This window comes from Deltaproteobacteria bacterium, assembly GCA_019309545.1.
In the GTDB taxonomy this organism is placed as follows: Bacteria; Desulfobacterota; Desulfobaccia; order Desulfobaccales; family Desulfobaccaceae; genus Desulfobacca_B.
Genome location: JAFDGA010000010.1, coordinates 1 through 22,128 on the forward strand (window position 1 = coordinate 1; position 22,128 = coordinate 22,128).

Below are 22,128 nucleotides of genomic sequence, written 5' to 3' on the forward strand. Positions count from 1 at the left end.
ACTGAACAAGCCGCTAGCGGATTGTGACCGCTGCCTAAAAATAAGGCCCGGATCGCCATGCGGCGAAGATGGCGGCGTTTGGTCGCCGCGGCTTGAGCCGCGCCCTCTGGTTCGGCCCGGGAGCAATTTCCGGCATGGGGCATGTTCGGCAGCCTGGCCATAGCCCAGATAAAGCACCATCTTCACTGCTACAGAACAACTAAAATTTTTGGGGATCGCTATAATACTCGAATTTAGTATACAAAATAAGTCCCGCAGGCGCGATCCAGGCTTTCTTGAGAAAGGCTGGGCGGAATTTGATAAAAACGTGAGTGGTCTAAAATATGTTCCACCAGGTCGCGGGGGTGGCAGGCATCCATCCGGCGTTGCTGGTCGGCGTAATAATTGTTCAACAAATAATTGACCGCCTCAGGATTAAACTCGATCTGATATTGCTGGCATACCAGACGGAAGATCTCGATAAACTGTTCCCGGGTCACTGGAGTCAGTTTCACTTTGGATCGGATACGCCGTAGAAAGGCATCATCTATCAGGCTGGTAGGCTCCAGATTGGTGGCGAATACCATAAACACATCAAACGGAATGGTAAATTTTTGACCGGTATGCAGTCGGAGCAGATCCTGGTGATTCTCCATGGGGATTATCCAGCGGTTGAGTAATTCATGGGGGTGAATGCTCTGGCGGCCGAAATCGTCCACGATCAATAGGCCGTTATTAGCCTTTAATTGTAAGGGGGCTTCATAATATTTCAGAGTCGGACTGAATGATAGATCAAGCATGTCCATGGTTAATTCGCCTCCCACAATTACTGCCGGGCGGGAGGTCCGGACCCAACGGCGGTCGATTAATTCCGGTTCCGTGGCCGGGGCGGCCACCGGCCGGTGAACCATTTCGTCAAAGACGCGAATGATTTGCCCATCGATATAGAGGGCATAAGGGATCAGAATCACATCTTCCCACATCTCTCCTAATCTCAAAGCGATAGTAGTTTTGCCATTACCCGGTGGCCCGTAAAGAAATAGGGGTTTGCCGCTAATTATAGCCGGCCCTAACTTGTTTAATAATTCCGGGGCTATCACCAGTCCCTGCAGCACTGCCTGGAGCCGCTCGGGGCTGACGTTGGTGATCTGAATACTCTGACTGGTGGCCTGTTCCCAATAATCATTCAAGGTTACCGGAGCCGGGCCAATGTAGGCATCATAATTCAAGATCTGGTCCGCCCGCTTTTTCCCCTCACCGGTAAGGGCGTAGCGCAAGGTCAGGTCGGTGGTAGTCAATAGCTGGCGGTAGGGATCACTCCCGAGAATCTCCACATATTTCTGTCTGACCAGGTAATCCAACAAGTCCATGATGATCGGGACCGATAACTTGAGGCGTTCCTCTAAATCGGTCAGTTTGAAGGCCTCCAGGTAAAAACAATGTTTGAGGGTAAGATTGGCCAAAAAGATATCCGGGATCTTGGTATCCTCAATGGACTGCGGCATAGGACGATACGGTAAAAGTTTTTGGGGCTGTTCCTGGTCAACTGGTATGGCTTTTTGCATGGCTTCTTTCCTGGGCTTATCGCTAAGGAATGTATGTACCAACAATCGGCAGGCGGCGGGAAAACTTTACAGATTTTTGAGGCATTAGGCTTCCGGAAGTAATAGTCAGGTCGGATTGGCACCCGCGCTGCCCTCCGGGGGGAAATTATTATCTAAATATTAAAACAAGATAGACCTTTTGACAAGTATAAATATGTCCAGGTCTGATAACTCTTTGGATTGGACCTCCTGCACCAATCTAAGTTTGAAATTCATACCACCTGGGGTTTTTAAGAATGGGTGGATTAGCTAGGCCCTTGCCTAATTTTTTTTCTTTGCTTATAATGGTAGACAATTTTGACCCCGGCCGGAGCTCTCGGAAGCCAAGGCGGTATCAGAACCGGAGGATTAGTCCCAACAGCTCTCATGGCGCGGTCCCTTTCTTGATTCAGTCAGAAATCACTTAACCCCCGGTCGGACCGAAAGGCTGGCCTATTAATACCCGACACGAAAACCGAAGCGATTAACTCTGCTTTTGAGGAGAACATATGAAAATAGATAAAAATTCCTTTGTCAACCTGGAATATCAGTTGCGGATCGGCGAACAGGTCCATCCTCCCTCAGGCCAGCCTGAGGAAATATCCATTTGCATCGGTCATGGAGGCATGCCTTTAGGTCTGGAAAAGGCCTTGCTGGGGATGGAAGAGGATGAGATCAAGGTGGTTAACCTGAGCCCCCAGGAGGCTTTTGGGGAGGTGAACGAACAGCTGATTTACGAGGTTGCCCGGAATGAGTTTGATCCCTCGGTAAAGCTGCGACCAGGCCTGATCTTTGAGGCCACCGACGACCAGGGCCGACCTTCCAAGTTCTTTATTCGAGAGCTCCGGCCGGAGACCGTGCTGATCGACTTTAATCACCCTCTGGCCGGAAAGGATTTGGAGGTGATGATCAACGTCCGCCAGGTTCGGGAAGCCACTGAGGAAGACATTGTTCGAATTTACGGCCCTCGCGCCACTGAAAGAACGGCGCCTGCCGAGCATGAATAAGGAATCTTTAGCCGTAGCCAGCCAATTCTGCTGGCATCGACAGTATGATCCCGGGGTGCCGGCGGAGATTGAGATTCCCAAGATTACCCTTTCCCAAGCGCTGTCTCAGTCGGCCCGAGATTTTCCCCAAGCCGTGGCCCTGCGCTTCTTGGGCCGGAAAATCACCTACCGCCAGTTAATCGATCAGATTGCCCGGCTAAAAACCGGGCTATATCATTTGGGTCTGAGACCCGGGCAGCGGCTGGCCCTGCTGCTGCCCAACTGCCCGCAAGCAGTACTGGGTTATTATGCTGCCCTGGAATTGGGGGCCGTGGTCGTAATGTTAAATCCTCTCTCCACGCCCCGGGAATTGGCTTATCAACTGAAAGATTCCGGGGCTCGGATTCTGATCGGACTGGATCACCTGGTTCCCAAGTTGAACGATTTAAGCGAGGCAGTTAATCTGGAGCGCCTGATTGTCACTAGCTTGGCCGATTATCTGCCTTTCCCGCTTAACTGGCTCTATCCCTTTAAGGCCCGCCGCCAGGGGTGGCATACCGGAGTTCGGTCTGATAAGGGGGAGATCAGGTTTACCGGAGTGCTCAAAACCCCTTTGCCACCTGCTCCTGAAGGGCCGCAGGAATGTGAGGCCATGGCGGTATTACAATATACCGGAGGCACTACGGGGGTGCCCAAGGCGGCAATCCTGACTCATCAGAACCTGATGACCAATGTGGCCCAGATTAACGCCTGGCTGCCGCGTCTGAACCGCGGAGCCGAACGGGTTCTGGCGGTGTTGCCGTTTTCCCATGCCTTTGGCATGACCGCGGCCATGAACTGGCCCCTGTCGCTGGGCGGCACGGTGATCATCCTGCCCCGGTTCGAGGTGGATCAGGTCCTTAAAACCATTCAGAAATATCGTCCCACTGTCTTTCCCGCGGTCCCCACCATCTTTGTAGCCCTGATCAATCACCCCCGGATTAGCAAGTTTGATTTATCCTCCATCTGGGGTTGTATCAGCGGCTCCGCGCCTTTGCCCCGGGAAGTGCAGGAGCGCTTCGAGAGTCTGACCCGAGGGCATATCCTGGAGGGTTATGGTCTGACCGAGGCCGCGCCCGTGACCCATCTCAATCCCATTCAAGGGGTGCGCAAGCCGGGCAGCATCGGCTTGCCTTTTCCAAACACCGAGGCCCGCATCGTGGACGCTGAATCTGGCACGCGGACGCTGGGCCCGGAGGAAGTAGGAGAATTGATCATTCGTGGCCCCCAGGTGATGAAGGGATATTGGCAGAACCCCGCCGAGACCGCTCTGGTTCTCCGGGATGGCTGGCTCTATACCGGAGATCTGGCCACCATGGATGCCGAAGGCTATTTTTATATTGTGGACCGCAAAAAAGACGTGATCATTGCTGGTGGTTACAAAATCTATCCCCGGGAAGTTGAAGAGGTCCTCTATCAACATCCCCGGGTTTTAGATGCAGTAGTGATCGGAGTGCCTGACCCCTACCGCGGGGAGACGGTGAAGGCCTTTGTGGTCCCTAAACCGGGGATGCAACTCACGGTGGAAGACATCCAGGAATTTTGTAAAGCTCAATTAGCTGCTTACAAGGTGCCCAGGATCATCGAATTAAGGACGGAGTTACCCAAAACCATGGTAGGCAAGGTGCTGCGCCGGGCCTTAAAGGAAGAATCACTGGTCCATGAAGATTCGACAGTGTCGTAATTTAAACCGAAAGTTAACAATTTTCTAAATGTTTTGAGGTCAAATGGCATCTAAAGCAGTCCCAGGTTATTACTGGGTAGTGACCGAGCATGCGTTGGCGCCGTAGAATCCGGTTTTTTTATCTGCGTTTCCGGCGGCTCCAGGGGGCCCCGCGTAAACTGGCCTGCAGTGTGGCCCTGGGGGTATATATCGGAGTAACCCCGACCATACCTTTTCATATGGTCATTGCCTTGGCATTGTCCTCTATTTTTCGCCTTTCCCGGGTTGCTGCGGTGATGGGCTGCTGGATCAGCAATCCCCTGACTATCCCGCCCTTCTATTATTTCAGTTTTAAGGTGGGACAATTAATACTCTTTTCAGGGGAGAGCTTTTCACTGCCAGACACTTTTAATTTTCTGGAAGTCTTGCGTCTGGGCTGGCGGATTAATCTGGCCCTGCAGGTGGGCGGGCTGATCATTGCCCTGCCGGTGGCGGTCATTGCCTATTTTTTAACTTACTGGGGCATCCGGCGCTATCGGTCCCGCAACTCCAGGAAGTTTAACCGTGCCCTTCGTCTCTCCCAAAGTCCTGTGCCGCCGTCTGGGACTGAAGCCTAAAAAATCTTTGGGCCAGCATTTCCTGCTGCACCCGGATCAGGCCCGGCGCATTGTCGCGGCTTTGGAACTGGAGGGGCGGCCGGAAACTGTGGTCGAAATCGGGGCCGGTCTGGGAGCCCTGACGGTTTTCCTGGCTGAGGCCGCCGCCCAGGTGTTTGCCGTGGAAATGGATGTCCGTCTGGCCCAGGGGTTAAGCTCGGAAGTACTGGCCGACGCCGCCAATGTCACGGTAATAACTCAGAATGTGCTGCACTTTGACTTTATCGGGCTGAGCGAAAACATTGGCCACCGTCTGGACGTAATCGGTAATCTGCCTTATCAGATTACATCACCGTTGCTGTTCAAATTAATCGCTGAAAAGCGGGCCCTTCACACCATGGTCTTTATGGTCCAGCAGGAGGTGGGCCAACGTCTGCTGGCTCAGCCCGGCAGTAAGGATTACGGGATTCTCTCGGTCTTGATCCAGTATCATACCCGGCTGGAACGGCTTTTTTCCCTGGGCCCGAACAACTTTTATCCTCCCCCGAAGGTAGATTCGCTGGTTATCCGGTTGCGTCCGGATGGGGAAACTATTCGAGCCGACGATGAGGCTTATCTGGTCCAGGTGGTCAAAATCGCCTTCAGCCAGCGGCGTAAGACTCTGAAAAATACCTTAGCCACCCAGGCCGCCGAGCTCAGGTCTACCCCGGAGCAGGTATTAGCTATCCTGGAGCAATCAGCCATTGATCCTAAACGGCGGGCCGAAACCCTGGGCGTGGCCGATTTCGTCCGCCTCAGCAACGCCATCCGAAGGGCCGCGGAGTTGGGATAACATGGGGGAGCAGCTCTGGATCATCTATGCTCTGGGCTCGGCCCTGGGCCTGGCCAGCGCCGATGCCTTGACTAAGCGCTTTTTTGCCGGAATGCCACCTTACGGCATGATCCTGGTGCGGCTGCTCTATGCTTCCCCATTTCTGGGGGTCGGTTGGTTGTGCATCTCCATCCCTCCCTTGGGACGGACCTTTTTTTATGCCGTAGCCGCTGCCCTGCCGCTGGAAACCGTGGCCCAACTTCTCTATATGCGGGCCTTAAAAGTTTCCCCGATTTCACTGTGTACCCCGATGCTGGCCTTCACCCCGGTGCTGCTGATTCTAACCGGTCAGATATTGTTAGGGGAGTCTTTAAATATCTGGGGCATCGGCGGTATCGGCTTGGTGGCGCTGGGGAGTTATATTCTCAATTTAGACCGGCGGCGCTATGGTTTTCTGGCCCCCTTGGCCGCCCTCTGGCAGGAGGAAGGCCCTCGCCTGATGTTGCTGGTGGCGGCCATCTTTGCCTGTACCTCGGCCCTGGGCAAACTGGCGGTGCTCAATTCTGCCCCGGCTTTTTTCGGATTATTCTACCCCTGTGTCTTTACTGGATTGATGCTGTCCGGCTATCCTTGGAGCCGTTCCCGACCTGGGCGGAGTTTGTTGGTCCACCCCGGTTGGGGGCTGGTGCTGGGTTTCTGCGCTGCCGCCAGTATCCTCTGCCATATGCACGGCATTCAGATTGCCCCAGCGGCCTATCTGATCGCCTTGAAACGAACCAGCCTGGTGATCAGCGTCCTCTATGGCGGTCTGTGGCTGAAAGAAATCCACTTCTCCTCCCGGCTGGGCGGAGCTATGCTGATGGCCGCCGGAGTACTGGTCATTGCCGTCAAAGGAAGCTGAGCCATGCTAACCCAAGAACGGACCTATCGAACCCATATGGCCCGTGGTCAGCTGGCGACTTTTCGGGTAGTGGTGAGAGAAACCGATTTATTGGTCCTGGCCGCACGAGATCTCAGCGACTTAACCCTGGACCTGATTTGTCAACTGCGCTATCAACTGGAGCGTTATATTGCCGGGCATCCTGATTTCCTTCATACCCTTTCACCATGGCCGTCTGATCCCTTTGCTCCGTTAATTGTCAAAGAGATGATTGTCGCGGCGGCCTCGGTGGGGGTGGGGCCGATGGCGGCAGTGGCGGGCGCGGTGGCCGAACAGGTGGGCTTGGCCTTAAAGGCTCAGAGCCCGGAAGTGATTATTGAAAACGGGGGGGATATCTTTCTGGCCGTGCAAGGCCGGGCCACGGTTGCCATTTACGCCGGCAACTCACCGCTGAGCCACCGGGTCGGGATTCAGGTCGAGGCCTCGGCAAACCCGCTGGGTATCTGCACCTCTTCCGGCACGGTAGGCCATTCTTTTAGCCGCGGCCAGGCCGATGCCGCCTGTGTGTTGGCCCCCTCGGTGGCATTGGCGGATGCGGCTGCCACCGCGCTCGGCAATCGAGTCCCTGATGCCCAAGCTATCCCCGCGGCCCTGGACTGGGCGGCTCAGGTGCCGGGCCTGTTAGGCGCGGTGATCATCGTCGGGGATAAATTAGGAGCCTGGGGGGAGGTAGAATTAGTGCCATTGAGGGCTTGAGATAATCTGTCACCCACAGATTAGACATGATATCTCTATAGAAAAGCTGGGAGGAAATATATCAGCAGGATATCCAGGGAATTTGGGGCTACCGGCCTTGCCTTCCGGCCAGTCCAGCCGTATAGGCAAGCCCAGGGATCTTTTAAAAAACTCTACTCTACAGGTATGCATTTTATTTTTATTTCTATTTGCCTTCATTTTCTACATAATCGGGCCGCATCTTTCGCAAAATATGTCAGAATCATATCCGCGCCAGCGCGTTTGATGGCGATCAGCGACTCCAACATCACAGCTTGCTCATCCAGCCAGCCCTGCTGGGCCGCAGCCTTGATCATGGCGTATTCCCCGCTCACCTGGTAGGCCGCCAGGGGCAGGTCGATTTCGCTCCGCAAGCGGGCCAGAATGTCCAGATAGGGCACGGCCGGTTTGACCATGATGATATCGGCCCCCTCTTCCACGTCCAGGGTGGCCTCGCGGACCGCCTCCAGGGCGTTGGCAGGATCCATCTGATATGAGCGCCGATCGCCGAATTGCGGGGCGGATTCCGCCGCGTCCCGGAAGGGGCCGTAGAAACTGGAAGCGTATTTAACCGCATAGGACAGAATCGGCACCATCTCAAAGCCCCGTTCGTCCAGGGCCTCGCGGATGGCCAGCACCCGCCCGTCCATCATGTCCGAGGGCGCTACCATATCGGCCCCGGCCTCAGCATGGGAGAGCGCTACCTGGGCCAGCAATTCCAGGGTAGCGTCGTTATCCACCTCCCCCTGCCGGACAAAGCCGCAATGCCCATGGCTGGTGTAGCTGCAAAGGCAGACATCGGTAATTACCAAAATCTCGGGCACCTGCTTCTTGAGCTGGCGAATCGCCTGTTGTACGGTGCCCTGTCGGGCCGCGGCCTCACTCCCCAAGTCATCCTTTTTCTGGGGCAGGCCGAAGAGCAGCACCGCCGGGATGCCCAATTGCTGGGCCTCCTGGACTTCCCGAACCAATTGGTCCACCGAGTATCGGCAAATCCCGGGCATTGAGGGTACTGGCTCTTGGACGCCTTTGCCCGGCACCACAAACATCGGGTAAATCAGGTCATCAGTCCTTAAGTAGGTTTCCCGCACCAGACGGCGGAAATTTTCCCGCCGCCGCAGCCTTCGAGGACGATAGGGTAGTTCCATGGCAAGGCGCTCCTGGTTGATAATTTTTCCGGCCCGGGCTGGTTCTATGTAACCCCATTAACCCCTTTCTGTCAAGAGAGGCATAACTAACCCCTGCCTGAGGCTGGGGGAGAGATTCCGGGGCCTCAGGGTCTATAACGTTTTTGGCCTGGTCTGCACCATTTTTAGTTGACTTGTGAGAGGATTTAAGATAATAAAGCGACTATTTGGTTCCAAGATCAGGATTGATGGCTGATAATTATAAATGTTTGCCTAACCGTAGTCTAATCAGACCAGCGAGGGGGTGGCAAAAGGGGAACCCTTGAGGTTCCTCAAAAAATTTTTAAAAGGAGGGCTTGGCCATGAAAAGGGAGCTCTTGGTCCAAAATCCGCGGCCTGACGGATATCATCTGATGTTGGAGCTTTATGGCTGCGATATGGAAAAGATCAATTCCCACCGATTCCTCCACCGAGCTGTTAAAACTGCCGTGAAAAATGTCGGTTTGACCAATTTGGGGTCCCGGTATCATCGGTTTCAACCCCAGGGGGTGACCGGCTTTACGCTGTTGGCTCAGTCCCATATTTCCCTCCATACCTGGCCGGAATACGGCTATCTGGTTCTAGATATCTTCACCTGTGGTGATGAATCCCAGGCTAATCAGCTTGAGCATCACCTATTAAAGCGTTTAGGCCCCTGCGAAGTCAAGCGACGAGTGGTTCGCAAGGGTTATCAATATCATAAATAGCTCTTAAGCATTATCGCTTTGATCGGGCCCTTATCCTGGCTCTTGAAAAAAGCCATTGACGTCCAGCGCCCGGATGGGGATAATTATTTTTTAAGGCAATATAATGGGTTGAACATCTGTTGAGGAGAAGTGGCTATGTCCAGGCTGTGGGCCAGTGTGTTGGCTATGGTGCTGGTAGGGGCTGGTTGTGGCGGTCCCCGGGTAATAGAAGAATACCCTGTGCCGCAGGTCAAATATGAGCCTAAAAAGGTAAAACCAGGGCGGCTTGCGGCTGACGATAAAGCCCTGCTAGAGGAGGCTCTTAATCGACAGGTGATGGATACTGAGGAGGTAATCGCACTGAGCGATCGGCTTTTGCGCCACGACAATCCCGCGGTCCGAGATAAAGATACCCTGGATAAGCTGCAAATCCTGCTGTTGAGAAGTTTACAGGATAAATCCAAAGATCATTATCCCCAGACTCTGCGGAATCTGGGGATTGTCAACTATTACCAGAAGCAGTATATGAATGCCCGGCAGGCCCTGCAGGCTTCCAGTGAACTGAATCCCAGGGATGGTCGGACCCATTTTTATCTGGCCTGCATCTATGCTGAGCAAGGAAGAATTCATTACGCTCAGGGCCAGAAACGCAAATCCGCGGCTCAGTATAAACGGGCCCAAATTGAGCTGGAGCAGGCCCGCAAGTTAGAACCTTCTAATCCCTTATATCGTCAGGATTTGAAGCAAGTTATGGAGACAGATTGAGCCGCATGCGGATTGTCTGCCCCTACTGTGGTAATGATACCGACTTCTATGAAGTGGCAGAAGAGGTCACCATCACTACTTTTTATGTTCAAAATGCAGATGGCAGCTTTAGCGCAATCAGTGATGAGTCGGAAATCTTAGGTGGGGTGCATTTCTATTGCGGAGAATGCCATCAAGAGCTTAAAGAGTACCATGACCATTTCCTGCAGATGCTCTTTTGAAACTTAGGTGGGGGCAGCCTCCGAATCGGCTTTAAACCATACCACTCTTGAAAATGCTTACCAGCTGCGAAAATTATATCTATCCATGGCATATTGACACATCGAGTCCAAATTCGCGAGCGCCCACCAATGTTGCTCCATTAAGTCTTAGCATCCGTAATCCCTCAAGTTTTTTAACTTTGTCTACACCCTCAAACCCCCGTCGAGTTCTCATACCAAGTTGCGATCAAAGAGCTAAAATCCCCCCTCACCCTCGCCCTCTCCCCCGCTGGCAGGGGAGAGGGGATATCGGTATCAGATCTGGCGGTTAGTCAGCATCATATATTGCCTTAACCGATTGATTTAAAAATTATGCATTCCCTAGCAGGATTCATGGTTCGCGGTGGCCGTTGGTTTTTCCCTCATCGGCCGGAAGCCATTGCAAAATGCAACCAGGCATCTGAGCTGGGCCTTGAGCAAAACGGCCTTGGCAATGTCGATGTTCTTTTCCCCTCTTAGCCGCCGCCAAGATGATACCCGCTCGCATTGCTAAGCACTGCTCGGTTTTCAGATTTCTGACCCAAGAATTAAGGCTCCTCTCCTCATGCGCAGTCAAATTTATCGGGCATGCCATGCGGCAGAAAATAATCTTAATGTTGGGTCCCAATCGCGGCCGCCTAATAACATATTGTTATCATTAGATATAGCACCTTTAGGGGATCAGCCCCCATGATTTTCTCCGCAGGTTACTAACCCTCAGGAATTCCCATCATCAATGTTAAAATATTTCAATTTTCGCCCTGCCAGGCCCAGGAAAATTATGACCAGGGTCCAATCCCAACCAAAGGAAGGAAACATCGTTATCCTCAGGGAGCTTAGTTATTTCTGATCCTTGGATTTTATGGTGGACCTGCCGATAATGCCTATGGTATGGTAACTTTTACTTCCTGAATCCAGCTAAGGCTTGAACCAAGAGTGCTATAAGTGCAGGAGAATCTTGGAGCAATTTCAGCGTAATCTGGGTTCCCCAGGGTAACCCCGGCGGTTTTTGAGGTCAGACTATGCTAATCCAATTATGGCGACAGGTTCTCTTGACATTCATGTTAGTTTTGGGTTTTATCGGATTTATCAGGCCGGCTCATGGTTCAACGGCGCTGGCTGGCAAGCTGATTTATCTCCAGGGCCAGGTTTATTTACAGCGGGCCTCTCTCGGGGGTTGGGAAAAACCGCAGCTTGGCGACTCTCTCTTTGCCGGCGATGTCGTAAAAACCGGTCCCGCCTCAGTAGCCGCCATCCTGTGTGTGGACGAAAGCCAGATCAAGCTTCATGAGAATACGGTCCTGGAGCTCAAAAGTGTAATGCCCTCACCTCGGTTGAGCCTGGCCGAAGTGGTCCCGGCCGCCCTGGAAAAGGCAGCTTTGAGTCTTTATGGCGTCAGTCAAGGGGAAGTTTGGCTGCGCAATAACAAGGAAACCTTTCATTTTGAGTTGGAGACTCCGGCGGTTACCGCCGGGATCCGCGGCACTGAGTTCAATCTCCAGGTCAGGCCGGACGGTACCACTTATCTCACCCTGCTCCAGGGGAAACTCCGGTTGGCTAACCCCCAGGGTGAATTAATCCTCAATCCGGGAGAAGAGGGGATCGTTCATCCTGGCCGGCCTCCGACCAAACGTCTGGTGCTCCAGCCCGAGGATGCCGTCCAGTGGTCGCTTTATTATCCTGGCATTTTTAGCTATCGGGATATTTCTTTGGCGAACCAACGGGTGGGAACCGGGGCGCGGTCTGGTCTGGTTAAGGAAGCCGCTTTATTCTATGACCAGGGACGCCTGTCCGAGGCCCGAGAGGCGGTCGCGGCTGTCCTCCGGCAAGCTCCGGGAGACGAACAAGCCTTGACCCTGCTGGGTTGGATTCACCTCCAAGAAAACGCCCCTTTGAAGGCTTTACAGACCTTTCAACAGGTGACCCGACCGGACGCCCTGGCTGTGGTCGGCCTAGCCCTGGCCCGCTACCGCCTGGGAGAACTTCTGCCAGCCTATGAATTGGTGAAAACCGCGCGGCAGCAGCTGACGCCCTCGCCCTTGCTCTGGACCATGGAGGGCTATTTTGCCCTGCTCGCAACACTAGTGCAGGAGTCCCAGGCCTGCCTGGAGCACGCCCTGGAACTGGCTCCGGAATATACTCTGGCCCGGACCTTGCTGGCGCAGATGTGGCTGGTGCAAAACCGCAAAGCAGCAGCCCGTCAGGAGGCCTCCCGAACTCTGGCCCAAACCCCTCAATCTCCGGCAGCTCTGTTTACCATGGCCCTGGTGGAGATTGCTCATTTCAACCCGTCAGTAGCCAAAACTTACCTGGAAAAGGCCATCAAAGCCGATCCTCGCTTTGTCCCAGCTTATCTATATCTGGCCAAGATCTGGTTGGGGGCGGATTATCTGGAGAGGGCCGAAAAGACCATTGACGCGGCCAGCCGATTGGCCCCGGAGGAGGGGGAAGTGCTCTCCATGGCCGGCTTTGTTAAGCTCGGTCTGAGGGATTACCAGGGTGCAAAAAAATTGTTTGACCAGGCCATCGAGGCCAACCCCGCCCTTGGCGAGCCGCACCTGGGAATAGGGATCTATTATTTCCGCTATCGGGAGCCGAAACAGGGTCTGGCCGAAATGTTAACTGCCACCCTGCTCGAGCCTCGGGTGTCCCTCTATCAGTCCACTCTGGGCAAGGCACTTTATCAAGTGCGCGCCTTTGACAAGGCCCTTGAAGTCTATGATTATGCCAAGGCCCTGGACAAAAACGACCCCACGCCGCATTTATATAAAGGCATTGCCCTGACTGACCTCAACCGGCCCGGAGAAGCCATCCAGGAGATCAATCAGTCCATCGCCCTAAATGACAACAACGCCATCTTCCGCTCCCGCCTAATGCTCGACCGGGATCTGGCAGTACGAAACTACAATCTGTCCCGGGCTTATAATCAATTAGGTCTGGGAGATTGGGCCTACAGCAAAGCGGTTAACGCGGTGAAAAAAGACCCTTTAAACAGTTCAGCCCGCCTGTTCTTGGCTAATGCCTACTTGGCTACCCGCCAGCGCCTGGGTTCAGCGGGGTCGGAACTATTACTCTATCGCCTGCTGTCTCCAGCCAACCAAAATACCTTTACGGTTTATAATGATTACACTCCCATGTTTGAAATGCCCTATCTGCGGGTGCAGGCCCAGGGGGGGATCGGTACCTGGTGCCATTCCCGGGCCATCCAGGACCACAGCCTCGAAGTTTATGGCGGCATTCCTGGTCTGGCCTTTGACATCTATGGCAGCTACTTTGATGACGATGGTTTCCGGGCCAAAAATGGTGACGATAATTTCCATATGAATCTTAATCTGGTTAAATGGGAGCCTACTGTCAGGAATTCGGTTTTGGGGGGATTTCGGTATTCTGATGCAGAAAGGGGGGATACCAGCAATCTCAATGACTTCGGTTTCGTTAATTCCCCAAATATGCGGCAATTTCCCCGTTTACGAATCTATGAATTAGGCTATGTGCACCGCTTCAATCCCAAAGCGACGTTTCTCAGTTATTTTACTTATGCAAACAATCATTATCACCGCAGGGATAAGACCTTTGATACGATATGGTTTTTGGGCCTCCCGATAGACCAGACCAGCACTGTTAGTCAACGCTATGACCAGGAATTCTATAATCTCCAATTCCAGCAGCAGTTGATCCTGGCGGATCACACCCTGATCGGGGGGGTTGATTATTTCTGGGGTCACCTGAAGTACAAATATGATGAACTGCTAGAATATTCCCTTTTTGGCATCCCGCTTGCCTCCTACCTGATAGCGGATAACTTCCGGCCGCCGAACCGCTCCTACTCTCTTTACTTACAGGATTATTGGCAAGTCACCCCACAATTGTTGGCGGAATTGGGAGTCTTTTTTGATCACACCCGGAACTCTCGGGCCGGGTTCGCCGATCCCGTGTCTCTGCAGCGCTGGAATCCCCGCTTGGGCCTCAATTACCAAGTTAATGCTGATCATACCCTGCGCCTGGTCCTGCAGCATTCTCTCAATACCCACAACCTGGTGGCCCCGCTGCTGGTGCCGGCCGAAATCGCCAGCTTCCCCTGGCAGATCAACATCGATGACGGCTCTGAGATGCGGGAGTTTGGAGTCGCCTGGGAGGCCCAGTGGAACCCCTTGACCTTTTCTGTGCTGCGTCTTAACGCCAATCGCATCTTTACGCCGCAATACGAGGTGGATAGTCAGCTTGAGGAGCATCGGGTCTGGTGGGGCTGGAAGCGCTATACTGCCAGCTTTACGGTCAACCGCATCCTGAGTCCCTCCTGGGGCCTAACTACCGGGGTGGTCGGCAAAAAATTCGATCCCAGTATATCCTGGAGCCATGATTTTTCCGAATTAAACGCCTTGTTACAGTTGTCTTTTCTGCACCGCTCCGGCTGGCAGGGGTTTTTCCGCACCTATGTCATAAAGCAGGATCTCACTGATCGGGGAGATAGTTTTTATGGATTGGCTGACGCTGGCCTGGGTTATGAATTTCCCGGCAAGCGAGGATTTGCTTCCCTGGAGGTCACCAATATCTTTGACCGCCACTTCTATTTTCAAAAAGAATTCGTAACCTTTGATGTTTTATATCCGGTCCGGCGGGTGCTTTTTAAGCTGGCGCTGTATTTCTGAAATCTTGGCCGGGTGGGGACGGAGCCAGAGTAAAAGCCTCACTGCTCCTGTAAGGCTAGGACAACCCACCGGGCTGGCGAAAGGAAGCGACACCTCAGGCCCCCTGGCCTTTTTAGCAATTACCCCAATCAATTATTTTTTAACAGCTGGTGGAAAAAGATTTGCACAAATTTGCCGGAAATCACTTCGCTTAACATAAAATGCAAAGTTGTTCCCCAAAAAGCTGGAGGTAAAGGCGAAATAGACCTTGTGAGAAATGTCGTCTAATTCTTGATCAGGTTTTCCTAAAAACTCCTGGCGCGTTGCGACGGGAAGGTCGAACAGGCGACAGGCTAGGGGACGCTGCTCAAAAATAAGACATTCGCGGGTTCTTTCAGGGGGCATAAGATTTGCGCCTGGTGATAGACCCCGGCAAAGCGGTGGCTCCGAAATTCAACCTCTTTCTGCCGGGCCAGCTCCCCCACCGAACGCGTCGCCCCTACAGCACGTTGCATTGCATCCTGGCGCGCCACCTGCGCCAGGGTGGTGTTAATTACATGGTTAAGGTAAACCGCTTCATTAAACCACTACCTGCTTTAGCAGGTAGTGGTTTTTGGTTTTGGGCGCCATTATGCTGTGGCAGACCCTGCTCACGGTGTTGGCCAAGAACAAAAAGGAAAAAGCCATCATGCAGGAGTTCCAAAAGGGTGCCCGGGAAGCCGCCGCTGTTAAGCTTGCCCAGGCGATTAGCTAAGGGATCCTGGGCATGGCCCAAGCATACATGGCTTGTCAGGAGCACTATTTTTTATAAGGGGCCAAAGCGCCCCCTATTCACCGATGGTTACCTTTGAAATGGCCAGCTCCTCTAGAATCGAATCCATTACCCGGACTCCTAATCCTGGGTCCAGGAAACCGGAGGCGAGCCCCCCGTTATCAAAGACCACCGAGGGGCAGACCGGATCTTTGGTCAACAGATATGGGGCAAATGAACCTTCCACATAGGCCAGGTGATTATTGCACAGGGCAAAATAGCGGCCTGCGGCAGCCAGAATACTGGTCTCGCCCACATGACACCCTAGTTGGCACCTGATGCCGGCCTTTTCGGCCATCTGTTTTATGCGGGTGGCTCTCCCCAGGCCACCACATTTAGACAGACGCAGGTTAAAAATCTGACAGGCCTGCAACTCGATCAGGCGTTGGGCATCTTCCTCAGTACATATGGACTCATCGGCAATGATCGGAATGGGCAGGGCCGCGCTCACTTTTTGCAAACCAGCAAAGTCCGTCTTGGCCACCGGCTGTTCCACTGCCGAGATCCGGTATGGGGTCATCTCCTCGATGCGCGCGATTGCCTCATTGGCGGTCCAGGCCGCATTAGCGTCGACCCGGATGTCAATCTCCCACCCAAGTTTTTCACGGGCCGACTTGAGGATTTCCAGATCAGAATTATTACCCACTTTTAACTTCAGGAAACGCATGTTTTTCGTTTTAACCAGGTCGAAGAAGCGCGCCATCTGTGTTGGGGAAGCCATGGGTAAAACCGCGCTGTAAACCACCCGCTCCCGGAGCCGGGGTCCGAGAAAATCTCCGAGGGACTTCCCCCAAGTCTTGCCGGCGGCATCTAATAGAGCCATTTCCACAGCACAAAAGGCAGCCGGATAGGCCTGATCCCTAGATTTGGAATAGCTGTGGGCCAGGGTGTCAAAGATGATTTGGCCAGAAGCCAACGAAGTTCGCAAAATAATTGGAATTAACTCTTCTTTGAGGAAAGAGAGGCTCTCCGGTATAGTCTCACCAGTGACAAAGGTGCGCGGAATCCCTTCTCCATAGCCTGCCATTCCACCGTCGGTAGTCACCTTCAGGATAATATTTTCGGAGCCCCGGTGCGTGGCCAGATTATGCTTGACCGGAGACTTAAACGCCAAATTCAGGTGCCAGATATCCACTTTCCTGATGATCATGCTCACTTTCCCTTTGGTCAATGTTAATCATTGTTCCGAATTTCTTCCATTGATACCACTGAGCCGGAGCGCCCTGGATGGCTTCTTCCAAGACCTTGAGGCACTTTTCTCCTACCGCCAGGGTGTCCGAATCCGCTCCATTTGTAATAGCGGTCAGATTCAAGGAATATTTTTTCCTGCCCTCCCGTTTGACCAAACCGGTGACCACCGGTGCTCCGGAACGCTTGCTTAAGACATCGAGGGTGCGGTCATAGCCGAGTCGGGAGCCGAGGAAATAGATGTGCTTGTGGTTGGTTACGCGCCATTCGTCGAACTCATCACATTCGGTAATAAGAATCTGGCCCTGTTTCAGTGCCTTAGTAGCTGTGAGCAGGATGTTTTTGCCATCCGCGTCAATGAGGTTGACATTGGCGGTTTGCGCCCTTTTAACCAGGGAATCCCTGAGGTGCCTGGTCTTAAAGCGACAGATCATGGAAACCGGATAACCTCTGACCCCCAAAAGTCCGGGCAGCAACTCGACACCGCCAAAATGACCCGTAACCAGGATGACCCCCTTGCCGACTGAGAGGGCCTCTTGAAGAAATTCCTCTCCCACGGCTTGAACTCGGAATTTTAAGAACCTTTTTAACCCATGGAGGCGGGAGTAAGCAACCACTAGTTTTTCATGATAGTGGTCGAAAATGCCCTGGAAGGCCTGGTTAACCAACTTCTTCAGTTTTCTAGGGCTTAATTTTCTACCATACACCCGGGCAATGGTCCCCCTGATAAACTTCTTTTCGGTTTGATTGCAGAAATAGTAAAGCCTGCCCAGCAAGGCCAGATAGCCTCGTGAAACCGAAAACGGCAGGAAACGAAAGAGCCAACAATTAAGCTTCATTTGAAAGAACTTGCTCAGATTGGGAAGCTTCTTAGAGGGAAAAAGAGTTTTGATAAACATGGCATCGCTCCTTTTTTGTTAAATAATTTTGGAAAAGTCGGAAGGACCAACAAAAAATGCCCACATGTTATTTTTAAGAAAAAGCATTATAATTTAGATGTTCAACAATCGGAACATTTATTAGAATTTAAGGTTTCATGCTAATTTACCGATAAATTAACACAAAGTTTAGAGAATTTTTTTTATTCCTCCCGAATTTAAAAACTTGCTTTCTCTTATATTATAATCGATAATATATTGTATATATGAAATTTTAGCGTTCGTTTTTGTTAACAATTTTTTGAGGATTGCCCGTGCAAAAGTATCATAGCTGCCTTAATACCAGAGCGGTCATAGAATTTTTCCAGGAAAAAGACCCATCGCAAGTGCCGAAGTTATTCGAGGGGCTTGGTCCGGAAATTGACACCTTGGACAATCCCCTAGAATTTTTAATGGAAATCAATAATTGGGTGTCGAGCGATGTCGTCATCAAAATGTTTGATAATGCCCGGAAGATCACCAACGATGATGAAATCTCTTTTAAAATCGGGTTTGAATCAGTAGCGCGCCGAAAGTTGGGTTATGTCCAGCGCATCGTCATGTTCGCCTATAAGAATCCGCGGCGCACCCTGAAAAAAGCCCAGGCCATAAATGATAAATTCAATAAAAACAAAGTAATCGAGATCGTCGAAACTAAACGTGACCGAGCCACCATCCGACTCCACTGGCTGAAACACGTTCCCAGTTCCATAGATTTCTGTCTGTACAACAAAGGAATTTATGCCGGCATTCCCACCATTTGGAATCTGCCTCCGGCTGAAGTAGAGGAGACCAAGTGTTTTTTCCGGGGGGATGAGTACTGCGAATACCACTTGGTTTGGAAGAGAAAGTCCTTTTTTAAAGAATTGCTGTTATGGATGCTGGTACCCTGGCGCCTCCTTACTTCTACCATTGAGGAATTGGAGCGCGACAAGGAACTCCTGAAGAAGAAATTTGACGAAGTTCACCGTCTGAACATTCAGCTTAAGGAAAAAATTGACCATCTTATGTGTCTGCAGGAGACCACCACCGCGGTTCTTTCCGTACTTGATCTGGAAGAACTCCTGCAAGCCACCTTACGGCTGTTGCTCAACTTCGCCAAACTGGATCGGGCCGGAATTTTTCTTCTTGATGACAAGGGCAGGGTTCTGGAACTCCAATATGCTGTCGGTATCGAAGCCGAACTATTTAGTAAGCTCCGAGGTTATAAGATTCCCATTTCCAAAGTAGATAACATCATTGCCCGGGTGGCCATGAACGGCATTCCGGTGGTCGTCCACGATGTCGAGCACAGCAAGCTCAACAAGGCCAACCTGCTGCTCCAACACTTCAAACCCAAGGTATTTATCCTGGCCCCGCTGACGGTGCGCGGCAAAGTTATCGGCGTCATTCTGGCTGATCGTCTCGATCCGAAGGCCATCATAACTGAAGCTGATAAAGAATTCGTGGTAAGCTTTGCCAACCAGATTGCCATCGCGTTGGAGAACGCCATACTTTATAAGAAGTTGTCAATTTCTGAACGCAAGTATAGGGAATTGGTCGAAAATGCGCATGAAGGAATCTGGATCATCGATGAAAACGGGGGCATTAGATTCGTCAACCGCCGCATGCGGGAGATTTTGGAGCACGCCGATTTAGAAGGGAGAAACATCTCGGAGGTCTTCGCTCAGGATAATACCAAGATTCTGATTGAAGCCTTATTTCAAAACCTGAAAGGTAATTCGGTCCAAAAAGAACTGGAATTCGCCGTAAAAGACCGCGGTCAGGTTTCAGTAATTATGAGTTCCGTCCCCCTGGTAGAAAAAGACCAGTTTCTGGGTGCCTTTGCCATGTTTACCGACATCACCGAAAAGAAGAAGATGGAAAGGCAGCTTTTACAGAAACAGAAAATGGAGGCTATCGGTACCCTGGCGGGCGGCATTGCTCATAACTTTAACAATATTTTGATGAACATCATGGGGTTGACCGGCTTAGCGCAGACCGAAGTCGGTGGTGCGCATCCGGTCCATCAGGAGCTGAAGCATATTGAGCAGGAGGTCAGCAAAGGAGCCGAACTTACCAAACAATTGCTCTCGTATGCGCGGGGTAGCCAATTTGAGCCCAAGCCCACCGATATCAATACCATAATCAACAACGCCGCTGACCTGTTCTGCCGCACCCGAAAGGATATCTGTATAGTAAAAAACCTGACTCCGCAGTTACCTCCGGTAGAAGTAGACGAGGGACAGATCGAACAGGTCTTGATGAACCTGTTTGTCAACGCCTGGCAGGCGATGTTCGAGCAAGGAGAACTGGGGTTAGCAACTGAAGAAGTTTACCTGGGGGAACGTTATTGCAAAATACATGGCCAACAGCCGGGACATTACGTGCATATTGCTCTCCGTGATTCCGGTGAGGGGATGGATGCCGAGACAAAGGCCAGAATTTTTGAACCATTTTTTACCACCAGAGAGGTCGGTCAAGGAGCGGGTCTGGGGCTGGCCACCAGTTACGCCATCGTCAAAAATCATAAAGGCATCATCGAAGTAGAAAGCGAAAAAGGTAAAGGCACCACCTTCCATATCTATCTCCCGGTCACCAAAAAGCCCATTGTTACCGAGGAAGTTGCACATCTTCAATATGTCAAAGGAACTGGTACCATTCTTTTGGTGGATGATGAGGAGATGATCAGGACGGTAGGCACCAAGATCCTGGAACGACTGGGTTATAAAATTTTACCGGCTGAAAGCGGTCAGCGGGCGATCTCAATATACCGCGACGGAAAAGACGAGATCGATCTGGTCATCCTGGACATGATCATGCCAGGTATGGGAGGCCGGGAGACCTATAAGATGCTGAAGCAGATTAATCCTGGGGTTAAGGTCTTAATTTCCAGTGGTTACGGCCTTGAAGAAGAAGGGCCGATGATCGAAGATGACAACCTGGACTTTATTCAAAAGCCCTACCGGATAGAGGCCCTGTCGCAAAAGATCGCCGATATGTTGAATATGAATTAATTCAGCCCCTTGGGGCTGGCGCCGTCTGGAGCAATAATTTTCCTGGCTTTTTCCATAAATATGTATAGGTGATTATATCGAACCCAATTTGATCTGACTGACCAAGAAAGGGAGTTCGCGCATGCCTCGGATTGGCTTGGTCTTAATTGCGGTTATGTTTTTCTGGTTCGTTTCTAATCCCTCCGCCTACGGGGCTGGTTTTGCTCTGGTCCAGCAAGGCACTGCGGCTATGGCCCAGGGCAATGCCTTCGTCGCCGAAGCCAATGACGCCTCGGCCATCTTTTACAATCCCGCCGGTCTCAACCAGCTTAAACGGCCCCAAATCTATTTGGGTACCATTTTTAACTACCCTGACCGAGAATTTCATGGGCCTGACGGCCAATTTGCGCAGACCAACCACCGACTGTTCCATGCTGGGACTGCGTATGTGGCTATTCCTTTCACCGACCGTGTGGCGGCCGGCGTCGGCTTTTTTGCCCCTTTTGGCCTGGGCACCCCATGGCCCCCGGAGTGGACCGGCCGCTACCTGACCACCTTTTCCGAGCTCAAAACCTATAACCTGAATCCGGTGATCTCGGTTAAGCCCATCGAATCGTTATCGGTGGCGATGGGTTTCAATGTGTTGTGGTCCTCGGTAAAACTCAAGCGCAAAGTCCAACTGCCTTTTCCCCTTCCAGACGCGGAGACGACCCTTGATGGCGACGGCACCGGATATGGCTATAATCTGGGGGTGCTTTACGAACCGGTGACCGGATTAAAACTGGGAGTGGCCTATCGCAGCGAAATTTCTCTGAGATACAAAGGCCAGCTCAAGACCACCTTGCCGGCCTTCATACCGGCTGTACCCGATATTCCTGGGTCCGCCAATCTTACCTTTCCGCCTTCCGTTACCGCGGGGATCTCGTTCAGCCGGTTTAAGCCTTTCAGCTTTGAATTTGACGCTACCTGGACCGGCTGGTCCACATACGATCAATTGGAAATCAGGCTAAACCGTCCCACCGTGGTCAATGGAGTTCTGACTGACCGGGTGGTGGTGCCCAAGAACTGGAAAGATGTTTGGGCCTTCCGCTTCGGGGCCAATTATGAACTCAAAAACGGCATGAAGCTTCGGGTCGGCTATATCTATGATCTCAACCCGGTGCCGGATGACACCTTAGATCCTCAGGTTCCGGATGCCGACCGCCATATTTTTACAGTGGGGGGCGATCTCAAGATCAAACAATTTACCCTGGGCATCGCGTATAACTATCTCCTGTTCGAAAGCCGAAACAAAAACAATAACTTAACCTTAAACGGCGTGCCCTTACCTGTACAGGCCAATGGCCGCTACGAAAGTCAGGTCCATTCCTTGGGCCTGAGCATGGCCTACCAATTTTAGACTCGCTGGCTGGAAATGGTTAGTTCTGCCGTTATCCCGGCCT

At 52.1% G+C, this 22,128-nt stretch carries 18 protein-coding genes; 12 read left to right on the top strand and 6 right to left on the bottom strand.

Annotated features, from left to right (window positions below; translation table 11 throughout):
• The coding region (locus JRG72_04420) for a hypothetical protein (GenBank protein ID MBW2134466.1) at positions 1 to 161 on the bottom strand (161 nt) is incomplete at its 3' end.
• A 72-nt stretch (positions 162 to 233) separates the two neighbouring features.
• Positions 234 to 1,544, bottom strand: a complete 1,311-nt coding sequence (locus tag JRG72_04425; GenBank protein MBW2134467.1) for a hypothetical protein — start codon at positions 1,542 to 1,544, stop codon at positions 234 to 236.
• A 527-nt stretch (positions 1,545 to 2,071) separates the two neighbouring features.
• Between JRG72_04425 and JRG72_04430 the strand changes: the two genes are divergently transcribed.
• The 6 genes from JRG72_04430 to JRG72_04455 all read left to right on the top strand — a co-directional run bounded on the left by JRG72_04430 (position 2,072) and on the right by JRG72_04455 (position 7,293).
• On the top strand, positions 2,072 to 2,569 hold the full coding sequence (locus tag JRG72_04430) for an FKBP-type peptidyl-prolyl cis-trans isomerase (protein MBW2134468.1): 498 nt from the start codon (positions 2,072 to 2,074) through the stop codon (positions 2,567 to 2,569).
• Entirely contained in the window at positions 2,562 to 4,271 is a 1,710-nt protein-coding gene (locus tag JRG72_04435) for a long-chain fatty acid--CoA ligase (protein MBW2134469.1), read from the top strand. The genes JRG72_04430 and JRG72_04435 overlap by 8 nt, the downstream gene beginning before the upstream one ends.
• A gap of 89 nt (positions 4,272 to 4,360) precedes the next feature.
• Positions 4,361 to 4,867, top strand: coding sequence for a DUF2062 domain-containing protein (locus JRG72_04440; protein ID MBW2134470.1), 507 nt, complete (start codon positions 4,361 to 4,363; stop codon positions 4,865 to 4,867).
• Entirely contained in the window at positions 4,815 to 5,678 is an 864-nt protein-coding gene (gene rsmA, locus JRG72_04445) for a ribosomal RNA small subunit methyltransferase A (GenBank protein ID MBW2134471.1), read from the top strand. The genes JRG72_04440 and rsmA overlap by 53 nt, the downstream gene beginning before the upstream one ends.
• 1 nt (position 5,679) lies before the next feature.
• Entirely contained in the window at positions 5,680 to 6,558 is an 879-nt protein-coding gene (locus JRG72_04450) for an EamA family transporter (protein ID MBW2134472.1), read from the top strand.
• Between the two features lie 3 nt (positions 6,559 to 6,561).
• Positions 6,562 to 7,293: a UPF0280 family protein gene (locus JRG72_04455; protein MBW2134473.1), complete on the top strand. Its 732-nt coding sequence runs from the start codon at positions 6,562 to 6,564 to the stop codon at positions 7,291 to 7,293.
• A 194-nt stretch (positions 7,294 to 7,487) separates the two neighbouring features.
• Here JRG72_04455 and hemB read toward each other — a convergent pair whose 3' ends face one another.
• Positions 7,488 to 8,459, bottom strand: coding sequence for a porphobilinogen synthase (gene hemB, locus JRG72_04460; protein ID MBW2134474.1), 972 nt, complete (start codon positions 8,457 to 8,459; stop codon positions 7,488 to 7,490).
• Positions 8,460 to 8,800: 341 nt separating this feature from the next.
• Here hemB and speD point away from each other — a divergent pair, with 341 nt between their 5' ends.
• The 4 genes from speD (at position 8,801) to JRG72_04480 (ending at position 14,816) form a co-directional block, all read left to right on the top strand.
• Positions 8,801 to 9,184 (top strand): adenosylmethionine decarboxylase, encoded by a 384-nt coding sequence (gene speD, locus JRG72_04465; GenBank protein MBW2134475.1) that lies wholly within the window; start codon positions 8,801 to 8,803, stop codon positions 9,182 to 9,184.
• Between the two features lie 135 nt (positions 9,185 to 9,319).
• Positions 9,320 to 9,928 carry a tetratricopeptide repeat protein gene (locus JRG72_04470; protein ID MBW2134476.1) on the top strand — a complete coding sequence of 203 codons (609 nt, stop codon included), beginning with the start codon at positions 9,320 to 9,322 and terminating at the stop codon, positions 9,926 to 9,928.
• A gap of 5 nt (positions 9,929 to 9,933) precedes the next feature.
• A complete protein-coding gene (locus JRG72_04475) occupies positions 9,934 to 10,149 on the top strand; it encodes a hypothetical protein (protein ID MBW2134477.1) in 216 nt (71 codons plus the stop codon).
• A gap of 1,079 nt (positions 10,150 to 11,228) precedes the next feature.
• Positions 11,229 to 14,816, top strand: a complete 3,588-nt coding sequence (locus JRG72_04480) for a tetratricopeptide repeat protein (protein MBW2134478.1) — start codon at positions 11,229 to 11,231, stop codon at positions 14,814 to 14,816.
• 332 nt (positions 14,817 to 15,148) lie between these two features.
• Here JRG72_04480 and JRG72_04485 read toward each other — a convergent pair whose 3' ends face one another.
• The 3 genes from JRG72_04485 to JRG72_04495 form a co-directional block, all read right to left on the bottom strand.
• Positions 15,149 to 15,310: a hypothetical protein gene (locus tag JRG72_04485; GenBank protein ID MBW2134479.1), complete on the bottom strand. Its 162-nt coding sequence runs from the start codon at positions 15,308 to 15,310 to the stop codon at positions 15,149 to 15,151.
• 312 nt (positions 15,311 to 15,622) lie between these two features.
• Entirely contained in the window at positions 15,623 to 16,756 is a 1,134-nt protein-coding gene (locus JRG72_04490) for a hypothetical protein (protein ID MBW2134480.1), read from the bottom strand.
• Positions 16,710 to 17,693, bottom strand: a complete 984-nt coding sequence (locus JRG72_04495; protein ID MBW2134481.1) for a lysophospholipid acyltransferase family protein — start codon at positions 17,691 to 17,693, stop codon at positions 16,710 to 16,712. Before JRG72_04495 ends, JRG72_04490 begins: the two co-directional genes overlap by 47 nt.
• A gap of 293 nt (positions 17,694 to 17,986) precedes the next feature.
• On the opposite strand from JRG72_04495, the gene JRG72_04500 reads away from it, so the two are divergent.
• Positions 17,987 to 20,707, top strand: a complete 2,721-nt coding sequence (locus JRG72_04500; GenBank protein ID MBW2134482.1) for a response regulator — start codon at positions 17,987 to 17,989, stop codon at positions 20,705 to 20,707.
• 121 nt (positions 20,708 to 20,828) lie between these two features.
• Positions 20,829 to 22,085, top strand: coding sequence for an outer membrane protein transport protein (locus tag JRG72_04505; protein MBW2134483.1), 1,257 nt, complete (start codon positions 20,829 to 20,831; stop codon positions 22,083 to 22,085).
• Positions 22,086 to 22,128 lie beyond the last annotated feature (43 nt).

Excerpts from the sequence above, each read along its gene's own strand:
- JRG72_04425 (MBW2134467.1), bottom strand. The coding sequence starts at position 1,544 with ATGCAAAAAGCCATACCAGTTGACCAGGAACAGCCCCAAAAACTTTTA.
- JRG72_04430 (MBW2134468.1), top strand. The coding sequence starts at position 2,072 with ATGAAAATAGATAAAAATTCCTTTGTCAACCTGGAATATCAGTTGCGG.
- JRG72_04435 (MBW2134469.1), top strand. The coding sequence starts at position 2,562 with ATGAATAAGGAATCTTTAGCCGTAGCCAGCCAATTCTGCTGGCATCGA.
- JRG72_04440 (MBW2134470.1), top strand. The coding sequence starts at position 4,361 with ATGCGTTGGCGCCGTAGAATCCGGTTTTTTTATCTGCGTTTCCGGCGG.
- JRG72_04450 (MBW2134472.1), top strand. The coding sequence starts at position 5,680 with ATGGGGGAGCAGCTCTGGATCATCTATGCTCTGGGCTCGGCCCTGGGC.
- JRG72_04455 (MBW2134473.1), top strand. The coding sequence starts at position 6,562 with ATGCTAACCCAAGAACGGACCTATCGAACCCATATGGCCCGTGGTCAG.
- hemB (MBW2134474.1), bottom strand. The coding sequence starts at position 8,459 with ATGGAACTACCCTATCGTCCTCGAAGGCTGCGGCGGCGGGAAAATTTC.
- speD (MBW2134475.1), top strand. The coding sequence starts at position 8,801 with ATGAAAAGGGAGCTCTTGGTCCAAAATCCGCGGCCTGACGGATATCAT.
- JRG72_04470 (MBW2134476.1), top strand. The coding sequence starts at position 9,320 with ATGTCCAGGCTGTGGGCCAGTGTGTTGGCTATGGTGCTGGTAGGGGCT.
- JRG72_04475 (MBW2134477.1), top strand. The coding sequence starts at position 9,934 with ATGCGGATTGTCTGCCCCTACTGTGGTAATGATACCGACTTCTATGAA.
- JRG72_04480 (MBW2134478.1), top strand. The coding sequence starts at position 11,229 with ATGTTAGTTTTGGGTTTTATCGGATTTATCAGGCCGGCTCATGGTTCA.
- JRG72_04485 (MBW2134479.1), bottom strand. The coding sequence starts at position 15,310 with ATGCAACGTGCTGTAGGGGCGACGCGTTCGGTGGGGGAGCTGGCCCGG.
- JRG72_04490 (MBW2134480.1), bottom strand. The coding sequence starts at position 16,756 with ATGATCATCAGGAAAGTGGATATCTGGCACCTGAATTTGGCGTTTAAG.
- JRG72_04495 (MBW2134481.1), bottom strand. The coding sequence starts at position 17,693 with ATGTTTATCAAAACTCTTTTTCCCTCTAAGAAGCTTCCCAATCTGAGC.
- JRG72_04505 (MBW2134483.1), top strand. The coding sequence starts at position 20,829 with ATGCCTCGGATTGGCTTGGTCTTAATTGCGGTTATGTTTTTCTGGTTC.